At 75.5% G+C, this 15,656-nt stretch carries 16 protein-coding genes; 13 read left to right on the forward strand and 3 right to left on the reverse strand.

The annotated features are described in order from the left end of the window. Position 1: 1 nt before the first annotated feature. From ACGFX4_RS27895 to ACGFX4_RS27935, 9 genes are all read left to right on the forward strand, one after another. The gene (locus ACGFX4_RS27895; protein ID WP_345700099.1) at positions 2–316 is read left to right on the forward strand and encodes a (2Fe-2S)-binding protein; all 315 of its coding nucleotides are present in this window, start codon (positions 2–4) and stop codon (positions 314–316) included. Then, complete coding sequence (locus ACGFX4_RS27900) at positions 297–1,703, forward strand: FAD-dependent oxidoreductase (RefSeq protein ID WP_393079825.1); 1,407 nt, start codon at positions 297–299, stop codon at positions 1,701–1,703. Before ACGFX4_RS27895 ends, ACGFX4_RS27900 begins: the two co-directional genes overlap by 20 nt. A 135-nt stretch (positions 1,704–1,838) precedes the next feature. After that, positions 1,839–2,702 (forward strand): dihydrodipicolinate synthase family protein, encoded by an 864-nt coding sequence (locus tag ACGFX4_RS27905; protein WP_393079927.1) that lies wholly within the window; start codon positions 1,839–1,841, stop codon positions 2,700–2,702. 80 nt (positions 2,703–2,782) lie between these two features. Continuing rightward, the gene (locus tag ACGFX4_RS27910) at positions 2,783–3,787 is read left to right on the forward strand and encodes a proline racemase family protein (protein ID WP_393079828.1); all 1,005 of its coding nucleotides are present in this window, start codon (positions 2,783–2,785) and stop codon (positions 3,785–3,787) included. A gap of 145 nt (positions 3,788–3,932) precedes the next feature. After that, positions 3,933–5,312, forward strand: coding sequence for an aldehyde dehydrogenase family protein (locus ACGFX4_RS27915; protein WP_393079830.1), 1,380 nt, complete (start codon positions 3,933–3,935; stop codon positions 5,310–5,312). Next, a complete protein-coding gene (locus ACGFX4_RS27920; protein WP_393079833.1) occupies positions 5,309–6,316 on the forward strand; it encodes a proline racemase family protein in 1,008 nt (335 codons plus the stop codon). The genes ACGFX4_RS27915 and ACGFX4_RS27920 overlap by 4 nt, the downstream gene beginning before the upstream one ends. Beyond that, on the forward strand, positions 6,313–7,230 hold the full coding sequence (locus tag ACGFX4_RS27925; RefSeq protein ID WP_393079836.1) for an ornithine cyclodeaminase family protein: 918 nt from the start codon (positions 6,313–6,315) through the stop codon (positions 7,228–7,230). Before ACGFX4_RS27920 ends, ACGFX4_RS27925 begins: the two co-directional genes overlap by 4 nt. Before the next feature lie 40 nt (positions 7,231–7,270). Further along, positions 7,271–7,981 carry a GntR family transcriptional regulator gene (locus ACGFX4_RS27930; RefSeq protein ID WP_393079839.1) on the forward strand — a complete coding sequence of 237 codons (711 nt, stop codon included), beginning with the start codon at positions 7,271–7,273 and terminating at the stop codon, positions 7,979–7,981. Positions 7,982–8,071: 90 nt separating this feature from the next. Next, on the forward strand, positions 8,072–8,668 hold the full coding sequence (locus ACGFX4_RS27935) for a Uma2 family endonuclease (RefSeq protein WP_393079841.1): 597 nt from the start codon (positions 8,072–8,074) through the stop codon (positions 8,666–8,668). A 45-nt stretch (positions 8,669–8,713) separates the two neighbouring features. On the opposite strand, the gene ACGFX4_RS27940 is transcribed toward ACGFX4_RS27935, so the two are convergent. Together ACGFX4_RS27940 and ACGFX4_RS27945 are read right to left on the reverse strand one after the other, a co-directional pair. After that, positions 8,714–9,415: an ABC transporter ATP-binding protein gene (locus tag ACGFX4_RS27940; RefSeq protein WP_393079844.1), complete on the reverse strand. Its 702-nt coding sequence runs from the start codon at positions 9,413–9,415 to the stop codon at positions 8,714–8,716. Next, on the reverse strand, positions 9,412–10,482 hold the full coding sequence (locus ACGFX4_RS27945) for an FtsX-like permease family protein (RefSeq protein WP_393079847.1): 1,071 nt from the start codon (positions 10,480–10,482) through the stop codon (positions 9,412–9,414). Before ACGFX4_RS27945 ends, ACGFX4_RS27940 begins: the two co-directional genes overlap by 4 nt. Positions 10,483–10,739: 257 nt before the next feature. Here ACGFX4_RS27945 and ACGFX4_RS27950 point away from each other — a divergent pair, with 257 nt between their 5' ends. From ACGFX4_RS27950 to ACGFX4_RS27965, 4 genes are all read left to right on the forward strand, one after another. Continuing rightward, entirely contained in the window at positions 10,740–11,906 is a 1,167-nt protein-coding gene (locus ACGFX4_RS27950) for a sensor histidine kinase (RefSeq protein WP_393079929.1), read from the forward strand. Beyond that, a complete protein-coding gene (locus tag ACGFX4_RS27955) occupies positions 11,903–12,541 on the forward strand; it encodes a response regulator (protein WP_393079850.1) in 639 nt (212 codons plus the stop codon). The genes ACGFX4_RS27950 and ACGFX4_RS27955 overlap by 4 nt, the downstream gene beginning before the upstream one ends. Positions 12,542–12,676: 135 nt before the next feature. Continuing rightward, entirely contained in the window at positions 12,677–13,690 is a 1,014-nt protein-coding gene (locus ACGFX4_RS27960; RefSeq protein WP_393079852.1) for a nitronate monooxygenase, read from the forward strand. A gap of 111 nt (positions 13,691–13,801) precedes the next feature. Then, positions 13,802–15,169, forward strand: a complete 1,368-nt coding sequence (locus ACGFX4_RS27965; RefSeq protein WP_393079855.1) for an acyltransferase — start codon at positions 13,802–13,804, stop codon at positions 15,167–15,169. Between the two features lie 45 nt (positions 15,170–15,214). Here the strand turns inward: ACGFX4_RS27965 and ACGFX4_RS27970 are convergent, their stop codons facing one another. Further along, positions 15,215–15,589: a MerR family transcriptional regulator gene (locus ACGFX4_RS27970; RefSeq protein ID WP_393079858.1), complete on the reverse strand. Its 375-nt coding sequence runs from the start codon at positions 15,587–15,589 to the stop codon at positions 15,215–15,217. Positions 15,590–15,656 lie beyond the last annotated feature (67 nt).

The following is a 15,656-nucleotide window of genomic DNA, read 5'->3' on the forward strand; positions in this document are numbered from 1 at the left end:
CATGGGCCGCAACCCCATCGACCTGGTCGGCGCGGAGCCCGGGCCCGCCCGCACCGTCCTCTTCGACGGCCGCCCGGTGCCCGCCCTGCCCGGGCAGACCATCGCCGCCGCGCTGTGGGCCGCCGGCGTGCTCGCCTGGCGCACCACCCGCGACGGCGGGAGGCCGCGCGGCGCGTTCTGCGGCATCGGCCAGTGCTTCGACTGCCTCGCCACCGTCAACGGCCGGCCCAACCGGCGCACCTGCCTGGAACCCGCCGAGGACGGCGACACCGTCACCACCCAGGAGGGCCACGGCCATGCCGAACTCGCGATCTGAGGAGCGCCCGGCCGGCCGGGTGCGCGGGGGGTACGACCTGGCGGTGGTCGGGGCCGGGCCGGCCGGGCTGGCGGCCGCGGTGACCGCGGCCGACCTGGGCCTGCGGGTCGCGCTGGTCGACGCCGGGGCGCGGATCGGCGGCCAGTACTACCGGCACCCCGCGCCCGAACTCGGCGCGGCCCGCCCCGAGCGGCTGCACCACGGCTGGTCGGTCTTCGCCGGCCTGCGCGAGCGCCTCGCCGCGCACGCCGCCGTCGACCACCTGGCCGGCCACCACGTCTGGGCCGCCGAGTGCGGCCCGGTGTGGCGGCTGCACACCACGCACGGCCCGGAGGCCGCCGACCGCACCACCGTCGAGGCGGGCGCCGTCCTGCTCGCCACCGGCGCGTACGAGCGGCAGCTGCCCTTCCCCGGCTGGACGCTGCCCGGGGTGGTCACCGCGGGCGGCGCCCAGGCCATGCTGAAGTCCGGCCTGGTGCTGCCCGGGCGGCGGATCGTGGTGGCCGGCAGCGGGCCGCTGCTGCTGGCCGCCGCCTCCTCGCTGGTGCACGCCGGCGCCGAGGTGCCGGCGGTGGTGGAGGCCACCGACTACCTCGGCTACGCCAAGGGCCTGCCCACCCTGCTGGGCAACCCGGCGAAGCTGGTCGAGGGCGCGCAGCACGGTGCGAGCCTGCTGCGCCACCGGGTCCGGCTGCGCCGGTCCAGCGCGGTGGTGGAGGCGCACGGCACCGACCGGGTCACCGCCGTCACGGTGGCCCGGCTGGACCGGGACTGGCGGCCGGTGCCCGGCACCGAGCGCCGGATCGCGTGCGACGCGGTCGCGGTCGGCCACGGGCTCGTCCCGCAGGTCGAGCTGGCCACCGAGCTGGGCGCCGCGACCAGGACCACCCCGGACGGCGCGGTGGCGCTCGCCGTCGACGCCGAGCAGCGCACCAGCCTGCCCGGGCTGTTCGCGGCCGGGGAGACCTGCGGGGTCGGCGGCGCCGACCTGGCGCTCGCCGAGGGCGTGCTGGCCGCGTACGCGGTCGCCGGGCGCCCCGCGCCGCGCGGGGCGGTGGTCCGCCGGGACCGCCGCCGGGCGTTCGCGGAGCTGATGGCCGCGGCGCACGTGCCGGGCGCCGGCTGGACCGGCTGGCTGACCCCGGAGACGGACGTCTGCCGGTGCGAGGAGGTCCCCGTCGCGCGGATCCGGGAGGCCGTGGAGGAGCTCGGCGCGGGCGACGCCCGGACCGTCAAGCTGCTCACCCGGGCCGGGATGGGCTGGTGCCAGGGCCGGATGTGCGGCACGGCCGTGGCCTGCCTGTCCGGCGGGGCCGGGGGCCGGGCGGACAGCCGTCCGCTGTCCTGCCCGGTGCCGCTGGCGCAGCTGGCCGAGCCGCCGGCCTGAGCCTTTCGCGGCTTTTCGGCGGGGGACCCTTGTGGTCTTCTGCTTCTCTTCTATAAAATGTCACACCTCACCTACAAGGGAGTTCCCCCCGTGTCCCTCGAAGCGCACGACCCCACTCGTCCGTGGCGCGGCATCATGGTCGCCACCACGCTTCCGTTCCGTGACGACCTCACGGTGGACTACGACGCGTACGCCGAGCACGTCCGCTGGCTGATCGACAACGGCTGCGACGGCGTGGTGCCCAACGGCTCGCTGGGCGAGTACCAGACCCTCACCCCGGAGGAGCGCGCCAAGGTCGTCACCGTCGCCGTCGAGGCGGCCGGCGACGGCGCCCGCGTGATGCCCGGCGTCGCCGCGTACGGCAGCGCCGAGTCCCGCCGGTGGGCCGAGCAGGCCGCCGAGGCCGGCGCCGGCTCCGTGCTGCTGCTGCCGCCGAACGCCTACCGCGCCGACCGGGCCGCCGTCCGCGCGCACTACGCCGAGGTCGCGCAGGCCGGGCTGCCGATCGTGGCCTACAACAACCCGATCGACACCAAGGTCGACCTGGTCCCCTCGCTCCTCGCCGAGCTGCACGCCGAGGGCTCCATCGTCGCGGTCAAGGAGTTCAGCGGCGACGTCCGCCGGGCGTACGAGATCGCCGAGCTCGCCCCCGAGCTGGACCTGCTGATCGGCGCCGACGACGTCCTGCTGGAGCTCGCCCTCGCCGGTGCCGTCGGCTGGATCGCCGGCTACCCGAACGCGCTGCCGCAGGCCTCCGCCACGCTGTACCGCGCGGCCGTCGCCGGTGACCTCGCGGTCGCCCTCCCGCTGTACAAGTCGCTGCACTCGCTGCTGCGCTGGGACTCCAAGACCGAGTTCGTCCAGGCGATCAAGCTCTCCCAGGACATCGCCGGCCGCCGCGGCGGCCCGACCCGCGCCCCGCGCCTGCCGCTCGTCCCGGAGATCGACGCCGCCGTGCGGGCCGCCACCGAGAAGGCCATCGCCGAGGGCCACAAGTAACCCGGACCGGCACCACGCCAGACCGCAGGGCCGGCTCACCGGGGGGAGCCGGCCCGCCCACCCTTCCAGGAGCACACGCGATGCGCAGCCGTCACGTCTTCCACGCCGTCGACTCGCACACCGAGGGCATGCCGACCCGGGTGATCACCGGCGGGTTCGGCACCGTGCCCGGCGCCACCATGGCCGAGCGGCGGGTCCACTTCCAGCAGCACCTCGACCACTTCCGCACCCTGCTGATGTACGAGCCCCGCGGCCACGCCGCGATGAGCGGCGCGATCCTGCAGCCGCCCACCCGGCCGGACGCCGACTTCGGCGTGCTCTACATCGAGGTCTCCGGGCTGCTGCCGATGTGCGGCCACGGCACCATCGGGGTCGCCACCGTCCTGGTCGAGACCGGCATGGTGCCGGTCGTCGAACCGGTCACCACCGTGCGCCTCGACACGCCCGCCGGGCTGGTCGTTGCCGACGTCCACGTCGAGAACGGCGCGGCGAAGGCCGTGACCATCCGCAACGTCGCCTCGTACTCCGTCGCCCTGGACCTCAAGGTCGACGTGCCCGGCTTCGGGACCGTCACCTACGACCTGGCGTACGGCGGCAACTTCTACGCGATCCTGCCGCTGGAACAGTTCGGGCTGCCCTTCGAGCGGGAGCGCAAGCAGGAGATCCTGGACGCCGGGCTCGCCATGATGGACGCCGTCAACGCGAGCGCCGACCGGCCGGTCCACCCGGACAACCCGTCCATCCACAGCTGCCACCACGTCCAGCTGCTCGCCCCCGGCTCCGACGCCCGGCATTCCCGGCATGCGATGGCCATCCACCCCGGCTGGTTCGACCGCTCGCCGTGCGGCACCGGCACCTCCGCGCGGATGGCCCAGCTGCACGCGCGCGGCGAACTCCCGCTGGACACCGACTTCGTCAACGAGTCCTTCATCGGCACCGGCTTCACCGGCCGCCTGGTGGAGGAGACCGAGGTCGCCGGCCTGCCCGCCGTCGTGCCCACCGTCACCGGCCGGGCCTGGGTGACCGGCACGGCCCAGTACTTCCTGGACCCGACGGATCCGTTCCCGGCGGGGTTCCTGCTCTGACGCTCCCGCGTGCCCCGTTCCGTCCGTGCCGCGACCCGACCCGCCTGCTCTTCCGCTCCGCGCAGTTCTCCCCCAGCCTTCGGCCGGGAGGGACCCCCACGCGCCCCTGGTGGGGCGCCGGGAGAATCTGAAAGGTAAGTGTCTGATGACCATCAGCTCGTACAACCCCGCCGACCCGGCCGATCTGGTGGTTGCCGTCGAGGCCCCCGGCGCCGCCGGGGTGGCGGCGGCGGTGGCCCGGGCCCGCGCCGCGCAGCCCGGCTGGCTGGCGATCGGCGCCGCCGCGCGGGCCGCGGCGCTTGGCCGGGCCGCCGACGCGGTGGAGGCGAACGCCGAGGAGCTGGTCGCGCTGACCGTCCGCGAGGTCGGCAAGCCGGTCGTCGAGGCGCGCGGCGAGCTCGCCCGCACCGTCGCGATCTGGCGCTACTACGCGCAGGCGGCGTTCGCCCCGTCCGGTGCGGTGCACGAGCCGGCCGCCGGCGAGGGCCTGCTGCTCACCCGGCGCCGCCCGTACGGCGTGGCCGGACTGATCACGCCGTGGAACTTCCCGCTGGCCATCCCGACCTGGAAGGCGGCGCCCGCGCTCGCCGTCGGCAACACCGTGGTGCTCAAGCCCGCGCCCGAGGCCACCGCGTGCGCCCTGCGCCTGGCCGAGCTGGCCGGCCTGCCCGAAGGCGTGCTGACCGTCGTCCCGGGCGGCGCCGAGGAGGGCGCCGCGCTGGTGGCGGCCACCGACGTGGTGTCCTTCACCGGCTCCACCGGCGTCGGCCGGGCCGTCGTCGCGGCGACCGCCGAGCGCGGCGTCCCCGTGCAGGCGGAGATGGGCGGCCTGAACGCCGCGCTCGTCCTCCCCGACGCCGACATCGCCCAGGCGGCCGCCCACCTGGCCGCCGCGATCGCCGGCTACGCGGGCCAGAAGTGCACCGCCACCAGCCGGGTGATCGCGGTCGGCGACGCGTACGAGCCGCTCGCCGAGGCGCTCGCCAAGGCGCTGGCCGCCACCCCCGCCGCCGACCCCGCCCTGGCCGCCACCGCGTGCGGCCCGGTCATCAACGAGGCCGCCCTCGACCGGCTGACCGCCGCGATCGGCAGCGCGACCGCCGCCGGGGCGACCCTGCTGGCCGGCGGCCGCCGCACCGAGCAGGACGGCTGGTACCTGGAGCCGGCCCTGCTGGAGAACGTCCCCGCCGATCACCCGCTGCGCACCGAGGAGTTCTTCGGCCCGGTCGCCGTCCTGCTGCACGCCGCCGACCTGGACGAGGCGATCGCGCTGGCCAACGACACCCGGCACAGCCTCTCCACCTCCGTGCACAGCCGCGACCTGGACGTGGCGCTGGCCGCCGCCGACCGCCTCGACGCGGGCATGGTCCGGGTCAACGCGCCGTCCAGCGGCGTCGACTTCCACCTGCCGTTCGGCGGGGCGAAGGCCGCGAGCTACGGCTCGCGCGAGCAGGGCCAGGCCGTGCTCGACTTCTACACCGCCTCCCGCACCGTCACCCTGCTCCCCGCCGGAGGCGCCCGGTGAACATCGCCACCACCGACTACCACACCGCCGGCGAGCCGTTCCGGATCGTCACCGCCGGCCTGCCGCCGATCCCCGGCGACAGCGTCGCCGAGCGCCGGGCCATCGCGATCGGCTCCGGCGGCACCGCGACCTCGCCGCGGCCCAGCGCCCTGGACGACATCCGCCGGCTGCTCACCCGCGAACCCCGCGGCCACGCCGGGATGTACGGCGGCTTCCTGGTCCCGCCGGACGACAGCGAGGCCCACCTGGGCGTGCTGTTCTGGCACAAGGACGGCTACTCGACCGCGTGCGGCCACGGCACCATGGCCCTCGGCGCCTGGGCGGTCGACTCCGGACTCGTCCAGGCACCCGACGACGGCACCGCGCTGGTGCGCATCGACGTGCCGTCCGGGCGGGTCAGCGCCACCGTGCACCGCGCCGGCGGCCGCACCACCGGCGTGACCTTCCGCAACATCCCCACCCGGATCGTCGCCCGCAAGATCGAGACGGCCACCGCCCGCGGCACCGTCGAGGTCGACCTGGCGCACTCCGGCGCCCTGTACGCCTCGGTCCGCGCCGCCGACCTCGGCCTGCAGGTCGTCCCCGGGCAGCTCGCCGAACTGACCGCGGCCGGGCGGGAGATCCGCGCCGCCCTCGCCGACCACCCGGCGGTCGCCGCGGTCCGCGACGGCATCTACGGCGTGATCCTCTTCGACGAGCTCGCCGACACCCCGGCCGGCCCGCACCAGCGCAACGTCACCGTCTTCGCCGACGGCCAGATCGACCGCTCCCCGTGCGGCTCCGGCAGCTCCGCCCGGCTCGCCCTGCTCGCCGTCGACGGCCGGCTCGGCGCCGGCGAGGAACTGCGCCACGAATCGGTCATCGGCACCGTCTTCACCGGCCGCGCCCTCGCCGAACAGGACGGCGGCATCGTCACCGAGGTCACCGGCACCGCGTACCGCACCGGCGAGCACCGCTTCGTCCTCGACACCGACGACGCGCTCGGGACGGGATTCCTGCTGTGACCGCACCGCTCGACCTCACGCTGACCCCGGAGGCGGCCGTCGCCGCGCTGGAACGCGTCCTGCTCGACGGGCTCGACCCGGAGCGCTGCCCGCAGCGCTCCACCGTCCCGGTGCCCGCCGGCGAGCTGCTGCTGATGCCCGCCGCCACCGAGCGGTACGCCGGCGTCAAGATCGCCGGCGTCGCGCCCGCCAACCCCGCCCGCGGCCTGCCCCGGATCACCGGCAGTTACCTGCTGCTCGACGGCCCCACCCTGCAGCCGCTCGCCCTGCTGGACGGCGCCGCGCTCACCGCGCTGCGCACCCCCGCGGTCACCGCCGTCGCCCTGCGCCGGCTCGCCGCACCCGGCACCGGGCACCTGGTGCTGTTCGGGGCCGGCCCCCAGGCGTACGGGCACCTCGACGTGCTGCGCGCCGTCCTGCCGCTCGCCGAGCTGACCGTGGTCGCCCGCAGCGCCGGGCCCGCCGAGCGGCTCGTCGAGTACGCCGCCTCGCTCGGACTGAAGGCCCGCACCGGCGGGCCGGAGGCCGTCGCCGCGGCCGACGCCGTGGTCTGCTGCACCACCGCCCGCACCCCGCTCTTCGACGGCGCCCTGGTGCCCGACCACGCGGTGGTCGCGGCCGTCGGCTCGCACGAGCCCGAGGCCCGCGAGGTCGACGCCGTCCTGGTCGGCCGGGCCGCCCGGTACGTCGAGGCCAGGACGGTGGCGCTGCGGGAGGCCGGCGACCTGATCCAGGCCGGGGCCGCGGCGGACAGCCTTGCTAATCTGTCAGAACTGGTGACCGGCGAGGCAGTTGTACCGCACAATCGGCCGAGGTTCTTCAAGAGCGTCGGCATGGCGTGGCAGGACCTCGCGGTGGCCGCCGCACAGTACGAACTGGGCCGCGGCCGGGCGGATTCACTCACCGTAACGTGACATTGTACAATGAGGTCCTGCAAACCTCCGGAGGAACACCATGGCGGACCTCAAGCCCCGCACCCTCATCTCCGTCCAGGAGCGGCTGCGCGACCAGGTCGCCCACGCCCTGCGCGCGGCGCTGATCTCCGGCGAGCTGCGCCCCGGCGTCGTCTACTCGGCGCCCGCGCTCGCCGCGGACTTCGGGGTCTCCGCCACCCCCGTGCGCGAGGCGATGCTCGACCTGGCCCGCGAGGGCCTGGTCGAGGCCGTCCGCAACAAGGGCTTCCGGGTCACCGAGCTCAGCGAGCGCGACCTCGACGAGTACACCGAGATCCGCGCCCTGATCGAGGTCCCCACCGTCGGCCGGGTCGCCCGCACCGCCACCGCCGAACAGCTGGAGGCGCTGCGGCCGCAGGCCGAGGCGATCGTCGCCGCCGCCCGCAAGCACGACCTGATCGGCTACCTCGAGGCCGACCGCCAGTTCCACCTTGACCTGCTCGGCCTGGCCGGCAACTCCCGCCTGGTCGAGACCGTCGGCGACCTGCGCAAGCGCTCCCGGCTCTACGGCCTCAACCGCCTCGACCAGCGCGGCGAACTCGTCTCCTCCGCCGAGGAGCACCTCGAACTCCTCGACCTGATGATCTCCGGCGACGCCACCGCCGCCGAGGACTGCATGTCCCGCCACCTCGGCCACATCCGCTCCCTCTGGGCCTCCGGCGCCGACACCCCCGTCGAGGAACGCCCGGCGCTGCGCCTCGGCACCCGCTGACCCCTTTCGGGTGATCCGCGGGGATCCCGACTCTTTCGCGCTGCGCGGCCTACGATGATGCTCTCGACATCGGCAGCCAGGAGGAAATCCATGTCCGCCGCAGCAGTGGAACAGCCGGCCGAGCAGCCGACCCTGCTCGAAGCCGCTGACATGATCTCCAGCCAGCTGGTGGGTCATCGAGTCGAGATCATCGGGAGCGAGATCACTGTGACGCCACCCGCGAGCGGTTCGCATGCAGATGTACTGACGGAGATCATGCTTTCGTTGGCGGCGGCGGGCCTGCACGGAGAGCACAGCAGGGTTCTCCAGGCCGTCGGGCTCTGGTTCCCCGAGGGGCCGTTCGACTATGCGATCCCTGACCTCGCGGTGGTCGACGCCGATTTCAGGGATCATCTTGTCGAGTACAACTGCCTTGACCCGGCTGTCTTCCGGATGGTCCTGGAGGTCACCTCGTCCAATCTCGGGGACGACCTGAAGAAGAAGCCCGCGGCGTACGCCTCCGCCGGGGTGCCGGTGTACGTGATCGTGGACCGGAAGAACCGGCGGGTGCTGGTGCTGACGGAGCCGCGGGACGGGGAGTACCGGGTGCAGGCGCCGTACCGGCCGGGGCAGTCGTTCGAGCTGCCGGAGTCGGTCGGGGCGAGGGTGGTGCTGTCGGTGGACAGCGTGCTCGGCCCGGAGAAGTGAACGGCGAAGGCCCCCCGCGAGGATCGCGGGGGGCCTTCGGGCGTCTCAGGACAGGCGGCCGTCGTGCATCTCCAGGACGCGGTCGACGCGGCCGAGGAGGTCGCGGTCGTGGGTGACCATGACGGTGGCGGTGGAGTGGGCGCGGGTGATCTCGGCGAGCAGGGTGACGATCTGGGCGCCGCGCTCGTGGTCGAGGGCGGAGGTGGGCTCGTCGACCAGCAGGACGGAGGGCTCGCCGAACAGGGCGCGGGCGATGTTGACCCGCTGGCGCTCGCCGCCGGAGAGCTGGTGCGGGCGGCGTCGCTGCTTGGCGCCCTCCAGGCCGACCGAGGCCAGCAGCTCCTCGGCGCGGCGCCGGGCCTCCCGGGGGCGGCGGCCGCGGACCGACTCCAGCACCAGCAGCTGCTCGACGGCGGTGAGCGAGGCGAGCAGGTTGGACTGCTGGAAGACGATGCCGAGCCGGTCGCGGCGCAGCGCGGTGCGCTCCCGGTCGCCGAGCGCGCCCGCGTCGACGCCGTCGATCAGCACCTCGCCGCGGTCGGGGCGCAGCAGGGTCGCGGCGACCGCCAGCAGGCTGGATTTGCCGGAGCCGGACGGCCCGGCGACGGCGGTGAACTCGCCGGGCGCGACGTCCAGCGAGACCGCGTCCAGTGCGGTGAGCCGGGCCTCGCCGTCGGGATAGGTCAGGGTGACGTCGCGCAGGGCGAGGCCGGTGCGGGTGGTCAGGGTGTCGAGTGCGGTGGTCATCGGTTGGCCCCCAGGGCAGCCAGCGGGTCGACGGCGGTGATGCGGCGGACGGCGAGCGCGGCCCCGGCGAGGCCGAGCAGGACCATCACGGCGACCGGCACGGCCACGCTGGAGACGCTGACCGCGAACGGCACGGCGGCGGCCGCGAACAGCCCGCCGAGGCCGCCGACCGCCCCGCCGAGCAGCGCCCCGCCGAGCAGGACGGCCGCGGCCTGCGCCAGCGCGTCGCGCACCAGGTAGCCGCTGGACGCGCCGACCGCCTTGAGCACCGCGATGTCGGGCTTGCGCTGCACCGTCCACACCGTGAAGAAGGCGCCGACCACCAGGGCGCTCACCGCGAACAGGAAGCCCTGGATCATCTGCAGGCTGCCCTGCTCGGCCGCGTACCCGTTGATGCCGGACAGCGCGTCCGACAGCGGCACGGTGTCGGTGGACTGCTGCGCGTCGAGTGCGGCGAGGCCGCCGGGCGAGCCGGTCAGGGCGAGCGCGGTCGGCTGGGACTGGCCGGAGACCTGCTCCCAGGTGGCCACGGTGGTCCACACCGTCGGCGCGTGGGAGAAGGAGCGCTCGGCGGCGAGACCGGAGACGGTCAGCCGCTTCGGGCCGACCGCGACCTGGTCGCCGACCGCCAGGCGGTACGTCTTCGCGGTGTCGGCGCCGACCACGAGCTGCCCGTCCTGCGGGGCGGCGCCGGCGGAGATCGGCGGCAGCATCGCGGCGGTGGTGCCGACCACGGAGACCGAGGCGGCCGCGTCGGAGGCGGTCAGCCGGGTCAGCGAGATGCCCAGTGGCGCCACCGAGCGCACGCCCGGCGCGGCGGTGAACGCGGCCTGCTGCTGCGCGGAGACCGTGCTGTTGCTGAACGACACCTCCGGTGCCGCGCCCGCGGGCGCGCCGAAGACGATCCGGTCGGCGGGCAGCTCGGCGACGGTCGACGAGGCGGCCGAGGCCAGCCCGCCGGTCAGCCCGTACAGGAACACGACCAGGGTCGTTATCAGGGTGACGACCGCGCCCATCAGGGCGAAGCGCCCCTTGGCGAAGCGGATGTCACGCAGTGCGACGAACACGGGGACCTTCCGGGACGAGGGTGGATACCTGGTGCTGAGTACCCCTCCACCCTGGCGAACCGGGGCGCCCCTGCCATCGGGGAGACGTACGGGTCCGCCGCCGCACAGGCGGTGGACCTGCAAATACATCGAACGGTTGATGCCGGGCCGCTCCTGTGAGGGCGCCGCACCCCGTACCCTCGGAAGGCGTGTCCCGTACCGAACCGCCCGCACCCGAGGGTCCCGTCCACTCTGCCCACACCCCCGCCCTGCGGCTGATGAACCTCGCCCTGCACGGGCTGTTCTTCACCCTGCTGGGCGTGCTGCTGGTCCGGGGCGTGGTCGGCGGCGGTCTCGGCGCGGGCGGCCTCGCCACCGCCGGGGTGCTCGCGGCCGTCTACGCGTCGGGGGGCGTGGCAGAGCGGGTCCGCGACACCCGGCTGTGGGCCGGCGTCTGGCTCGGCGCGGTCGTCGCGCTGTGGATCGCGCTCACCCTGCAGCACCCCGAGTTCTGCTACCTCGCCTTCCCGCTGTACTTCGTCTGCCTGCACGTGCTGCCGCTGCGCTGGTCGCTGACCGCCGTGTTCGCGCTCACCGGCGTGGTGGTCGCCGCCCAGGCCTCCACCCCCGGCGGGCTCACCGTCCCCAAGGTCCTCGGCCCGGTCGCCGGCGCCGCCGTCGCCCTGCTCACCGCGTACGGCTACGCCGCCCTCTACCGGGAGAGCCGGGCCCGGCAGCAGCTCATCGACGACCTGGTCCGCACCCGCGACGAGCTCGCCGCCAGCCAGCGCGAGGCGGGCATGCTCGCCGAGCGGCAGCGCCTCGCCCGCGAGATCCACGACACCCTCGCCCAGGGCCTGTCCAGCATCGTGCTGCTCGCCCGTTCCGCCGAGGCCACCCTGACCACCCACCCGGGGGCCGCCGCCGAGCGGATCCGCGAGGTCCAGGACACCGCCTCCGCCAACCTCGCCGAGGCCCGCCGGTTCGTCCACGCGCTCGCCCCGCCCGCGCTCGACGACGCCACCCTGACCGAGGCGCTGCGCCGCCTCGCCGCCGGCGCCGACGCCGACTTCCACCTCGACGGCGAGCCCTACCCGCTGCCGGTCGAGGCCGAGGTCGCGCTGCTGCGCCTCACCCAGGAGGCGCTCGCCAACGCCGTCCGGCACGCCCGCGCCTCCCGGATCGCGGTCACCCTCAGCTACCTCGACGACGAGGTCACCCTGGACGTCTTCGACGACGGCATCGGCTTCGACGCGGTCACCGCCCCCGGCCCCGACTCCTTCGGCCTGCACGGCATGCACGAGCGGATCACCGCCCTCGGCGGCACCCTCACCGTGGAGTCCGCCCCCGGCGAGGGCACCGCCGTCGCCGTCTCCCTGCCGCTGCGCGCGATCGGGACGGCGGAGAGCGCGCCCACCGAGGCCCCGGTGGCGGTGGTCCGGTGATCCGCGTGCTGCTGGTGGACGACCACCCCGTGGTCCGGCGCGGCCTGCGCGCCATGGTCGACGACCTGCCCGACGTCGAGGCGGTCGGCGAGGCCGCGGACGGGGCGGCCGCGCTCGCCCTGCTCGACGAGCTCGACACCCGGCCCGACGTGGTCCTGATGGACCTCCAGATGGGCAGCGGCATGCACGGCGTCGAGGCCACCCGGCGGATCACCGCGCTGCCCTCGCCGCCCGCCGTGCTGATCCTCACCACCTACTCCACCGACGCCGACATCCTCGCCGCCGTCGAGGCCGGGGCCACCGGCTACCTGCTCAAGGACGCCCCGCCCGAGGAGGTCGCCGCCGCCGTCCACGCCGCCGCCCGCGGCGAGACCGTGCTCGCCCCGCCGGTCGCCGCCCGCCTGCTCGGCCGGGTCCGGGCCGGGCGCCCGACCCTCAGCCCGCGCGAGGCGGAGATCCTCCAGCTCCTCGCCGAGGGCCTCGCCAACCGGCAGATCTCCAAGCGCCTGTTCATCAGCGAGGCCACCGTGAAGACGCACCTCGTGCACATCTACGACAAGCTCGGCGTCGACTCGCGCACCTCCGCCATCGCCGCCGGCCTCAGCACCGGGCTGATCCGTCCGGCCGCCTCCTGACCCGTCCGGGCCCGGCGGCGAGGTCGCGGCGGTCCGCGGCCCGGGGAGCTGACGGGGTGTCGTGTCGGGGTGCCGGGGGTGGGGCGGGCCGTGCGTAGGGTGGCCGGGACGGGACAGCTGCGGAAGGTGGTCGGGATGGGGCTCGGGCTCGCGGTCGGGGTGGTGGCGGCGCCGATGGCCGGCGGCGGGTCGACGCCCGAGCTGGTGGCGGCGGTCGGCGGGGCCGGCGGGCTGGGCTTCCTGGCGGCCGGGTACCGGACGGCGGCGGCGATGGCCGAGCAGGTCCGTGCCACCCGGGCGCTGACGGACCGTCCGTTCGGGATGAACCTGTTCGTGCCGGGCCCGCCGGCCGACCCGGCGGTGGTCGCGGCGTACCGGGAGCGGCTGCTGCCGGAGGCGCGGCGGTGGGGGGTGGAGCTGCCGGAGCGGGTGGCGGAGGACCGGGACGGCTGGGAGGCGAAGCTGGCGGCGCTGCTCGCCGACCCGGTGGCGTACGTGTCGTACACCTTCGGGCTGCCGAGCGCCGAGGAGGCGGCGGCGGTGCGGGCGGCGGGCAGCGTGCAGGTGGGGACGGTGACGAGCGTCGCGGAGGCGGTGGCGGCGGCCGGGCGGGGCATGGACGCGCTGACCGTGCAGGGCCCGGAGGCGGGCGGGCACCGGGGGACGCACCGGGCCGAGGACGAGCCCGGCAGCGTACCGCTGCTCGAACTGCTGGCGGCGGTACGGCAGGTGACGGACCTGCCGCTGATCGCGGCGGGCGGCCTGGCGGACGGCCCGGGCATCGCGGCGGCGCTGGACGCGGGCGCGGAGGCGGTGCAGTTGGGCACGGCGTTCCTGCGCAGCGACGAGTCGGGGGCGTCGGAGGCGCACCGGCGGGCGCTGCTGGAGCTGGGGGAGACGGTGGTGACCCGGGCGTTCACCGGGCGGCCCGCGCGGGGGCTGCGCAACGCGTTCATCGACCGGTACCAGCCGTACGCGCCGACCGGCTACCCGGAGGTGCACCACCTGACCCAGCCGCTGCGGGCGGCGGCGACCCGGCGCGAGGACCTGGACGCGATGCACCTGTGGGCGGGCACCGGCCACCGGCTGGCCCGGACCGGCCCGGCCGCCGAACTGACCCGCGCGCTCTGGGCGGAGGCGGGACGGTAGCGCTTCCCCGGCCGCCCGGCGATTGGACTGGACCATTGGCCGGGCCAGGCCCTAGGGTCTGAAGTCGCCGCCGCCGCACGTCGGTTGGTGTCCGGACGGACCTTCGCCCCCGTGGGAGCAGCATTGAGCGCCTGGCCGCAGTTCCGTGGAGTCCGGACCGTCACCGCCGGCGGGGCGACCGGGACAGTGGTACGCTGCGGGCTCACCGACACCATGCTCGCCGACCTCTCGGTCTCGGTGGTGCACTTCTACGAGCGGGCGCTGGACGAGGACCGCCTGGCCGCCGGGCTCGCCGCGGCCCTGGCCGCCGTCCCGGAGTTCGGCGGCCGGCTGCGCACCGCCGACGACGGGGTGCTGGAGATCGTCTGCGACGACGCCGGTGTGCCGATGGCGGCCTACGAGGTGGACGGCACCCTGGAGGAGCTGATGGGCCGGGTGACCGCGCCCGGCGGCGGCGACCTGGTCGACCCGGTGGACGCCGCGAAGGCGCGCGGCGGCGGCCTGCCGCTGTTCACCGTGCGGGTGACCCGCCCCTCGGCCGGCGGCACGGTGCTCGGCTGCTCCTGGCACCACGCGGTGGGCGACCTGCAGTCGTTCATGCTGCTGATGCGGGCCTGGTCGGCGGCGGTGGAGGGCGGCGCCGCCGAGCCGGCCGTGCAGGTGGTGGACCGCGAGGCCTACCTGGAGCGGCACCTGCCCGCGACGGACTGCGGACGGCCGGGCTTCCGGGTGCCGGACGCGGCGGAGGCGGCGGCGCTGGCCGCCGAGGTCGCGGCGGCGGGGCGGGCCAACCGGACCCTGCAGGTGTTCTTCTCCGAGGAGGAGGTCGCCCGGCTGCACCGGGAGACGGCCGACGCGGCGGGGCGCCGGCTGTCGGCGAGCGACGCGCTGACCGCGCACGTGGTGGCCACCCTGCGGGAGCTGGACGGCGACACCGAGGCCCGGTGGGTCACCGTGCCGGTGAACGTCCGCCGCGCACTGGGGCTGCCGGCGGCGCTGGTCGGCAATCCGCTGAGCGAGATCCACCTGTCCTGGGCACCGGCACAGGGCCGGCCGGCGCTGGCGGCGGCCCTGCGCGACGCGGTGCTGCGCTTCTCCGAGGACCACCTCAACCTGCGGTCCAACCTGGACTTCCTGCGGGCGCTGGGCCCGGAGCGGACGGGGGAGTGCGTGCCGCTCGGCTTCGATCCGGCGAACCGGCGGTTCAGCCTGTCGAACTGGTCGCGGTTCGGGCTCTACGAGGTGGTGTTCGAGGGGCAGCCGCCGGTCTTCTTCAGCCCGGCGGGCAACTTCCCGGTGCCGTGGATGTCCTGGATGGCGGAGGGGTTCGGCGGCCGGGGCTCGCTGCTGACCGTGGTGCTGCCGGCCCGGCTCGCCGCCCGGCTGCGCGGCGAGGCGGGCCGGGCGGCGCTGCACCGCCACCGCCGGGCGGAGGACGGGCTGCCGGCGCTCGCGAGCAGCCTGGGCAAGCTGCTGTAGCGGCCGGCGGGACATCCGGCGGGCATCCGGCGGGACGGCCGGTGGCTACGGGGCGATCGCCGAGCGGTAGAAGTCGACCTTGTGCTGGAGGTAGGCCCGCTGGCGGCGCAGCAGCTCGATCTGCTCGTCCACCTGGACCGAGTGCTCCAGCAGGACGGCCAGCCGGTCGGCGAAGGTGTGCTCGCCGTTGCGTACCAGGTCGGCGAAGCGGAGCATGTCGGCGATCGGCATGCCGGTGTCGCGCAGGCAGCGCAGCACGCCGAGCCATTCCAGGTCGGCGGGGGTGAAGCGGCGGTGCCCGCTGGCGGAGCGCTCCACCCCGTCCAGCAGGCCGATCTTCTCGTAGTACCGCAGGGTGTCCAGGCTGAAGCCCGACTCGGCGACGGCCTGGGCGGGGGTCAGATAGCTGATCGTCGACATGGCATCAGATCATGCCGGGTCGGCTGGAGCGCGCTCCAGGCATTATCCGGGACAGCGGCGCGGGCCG

The organism is Kitasatospora sp. NPDC048365, assembly GCF_043200835.1.
Taxonomy (GTDB): Bacteria; Actinomycetota; Actinomycetes; order Streptomycetales; family Streptomycetaceae; genus Kitasatospora; species Kitasatospora terrestris.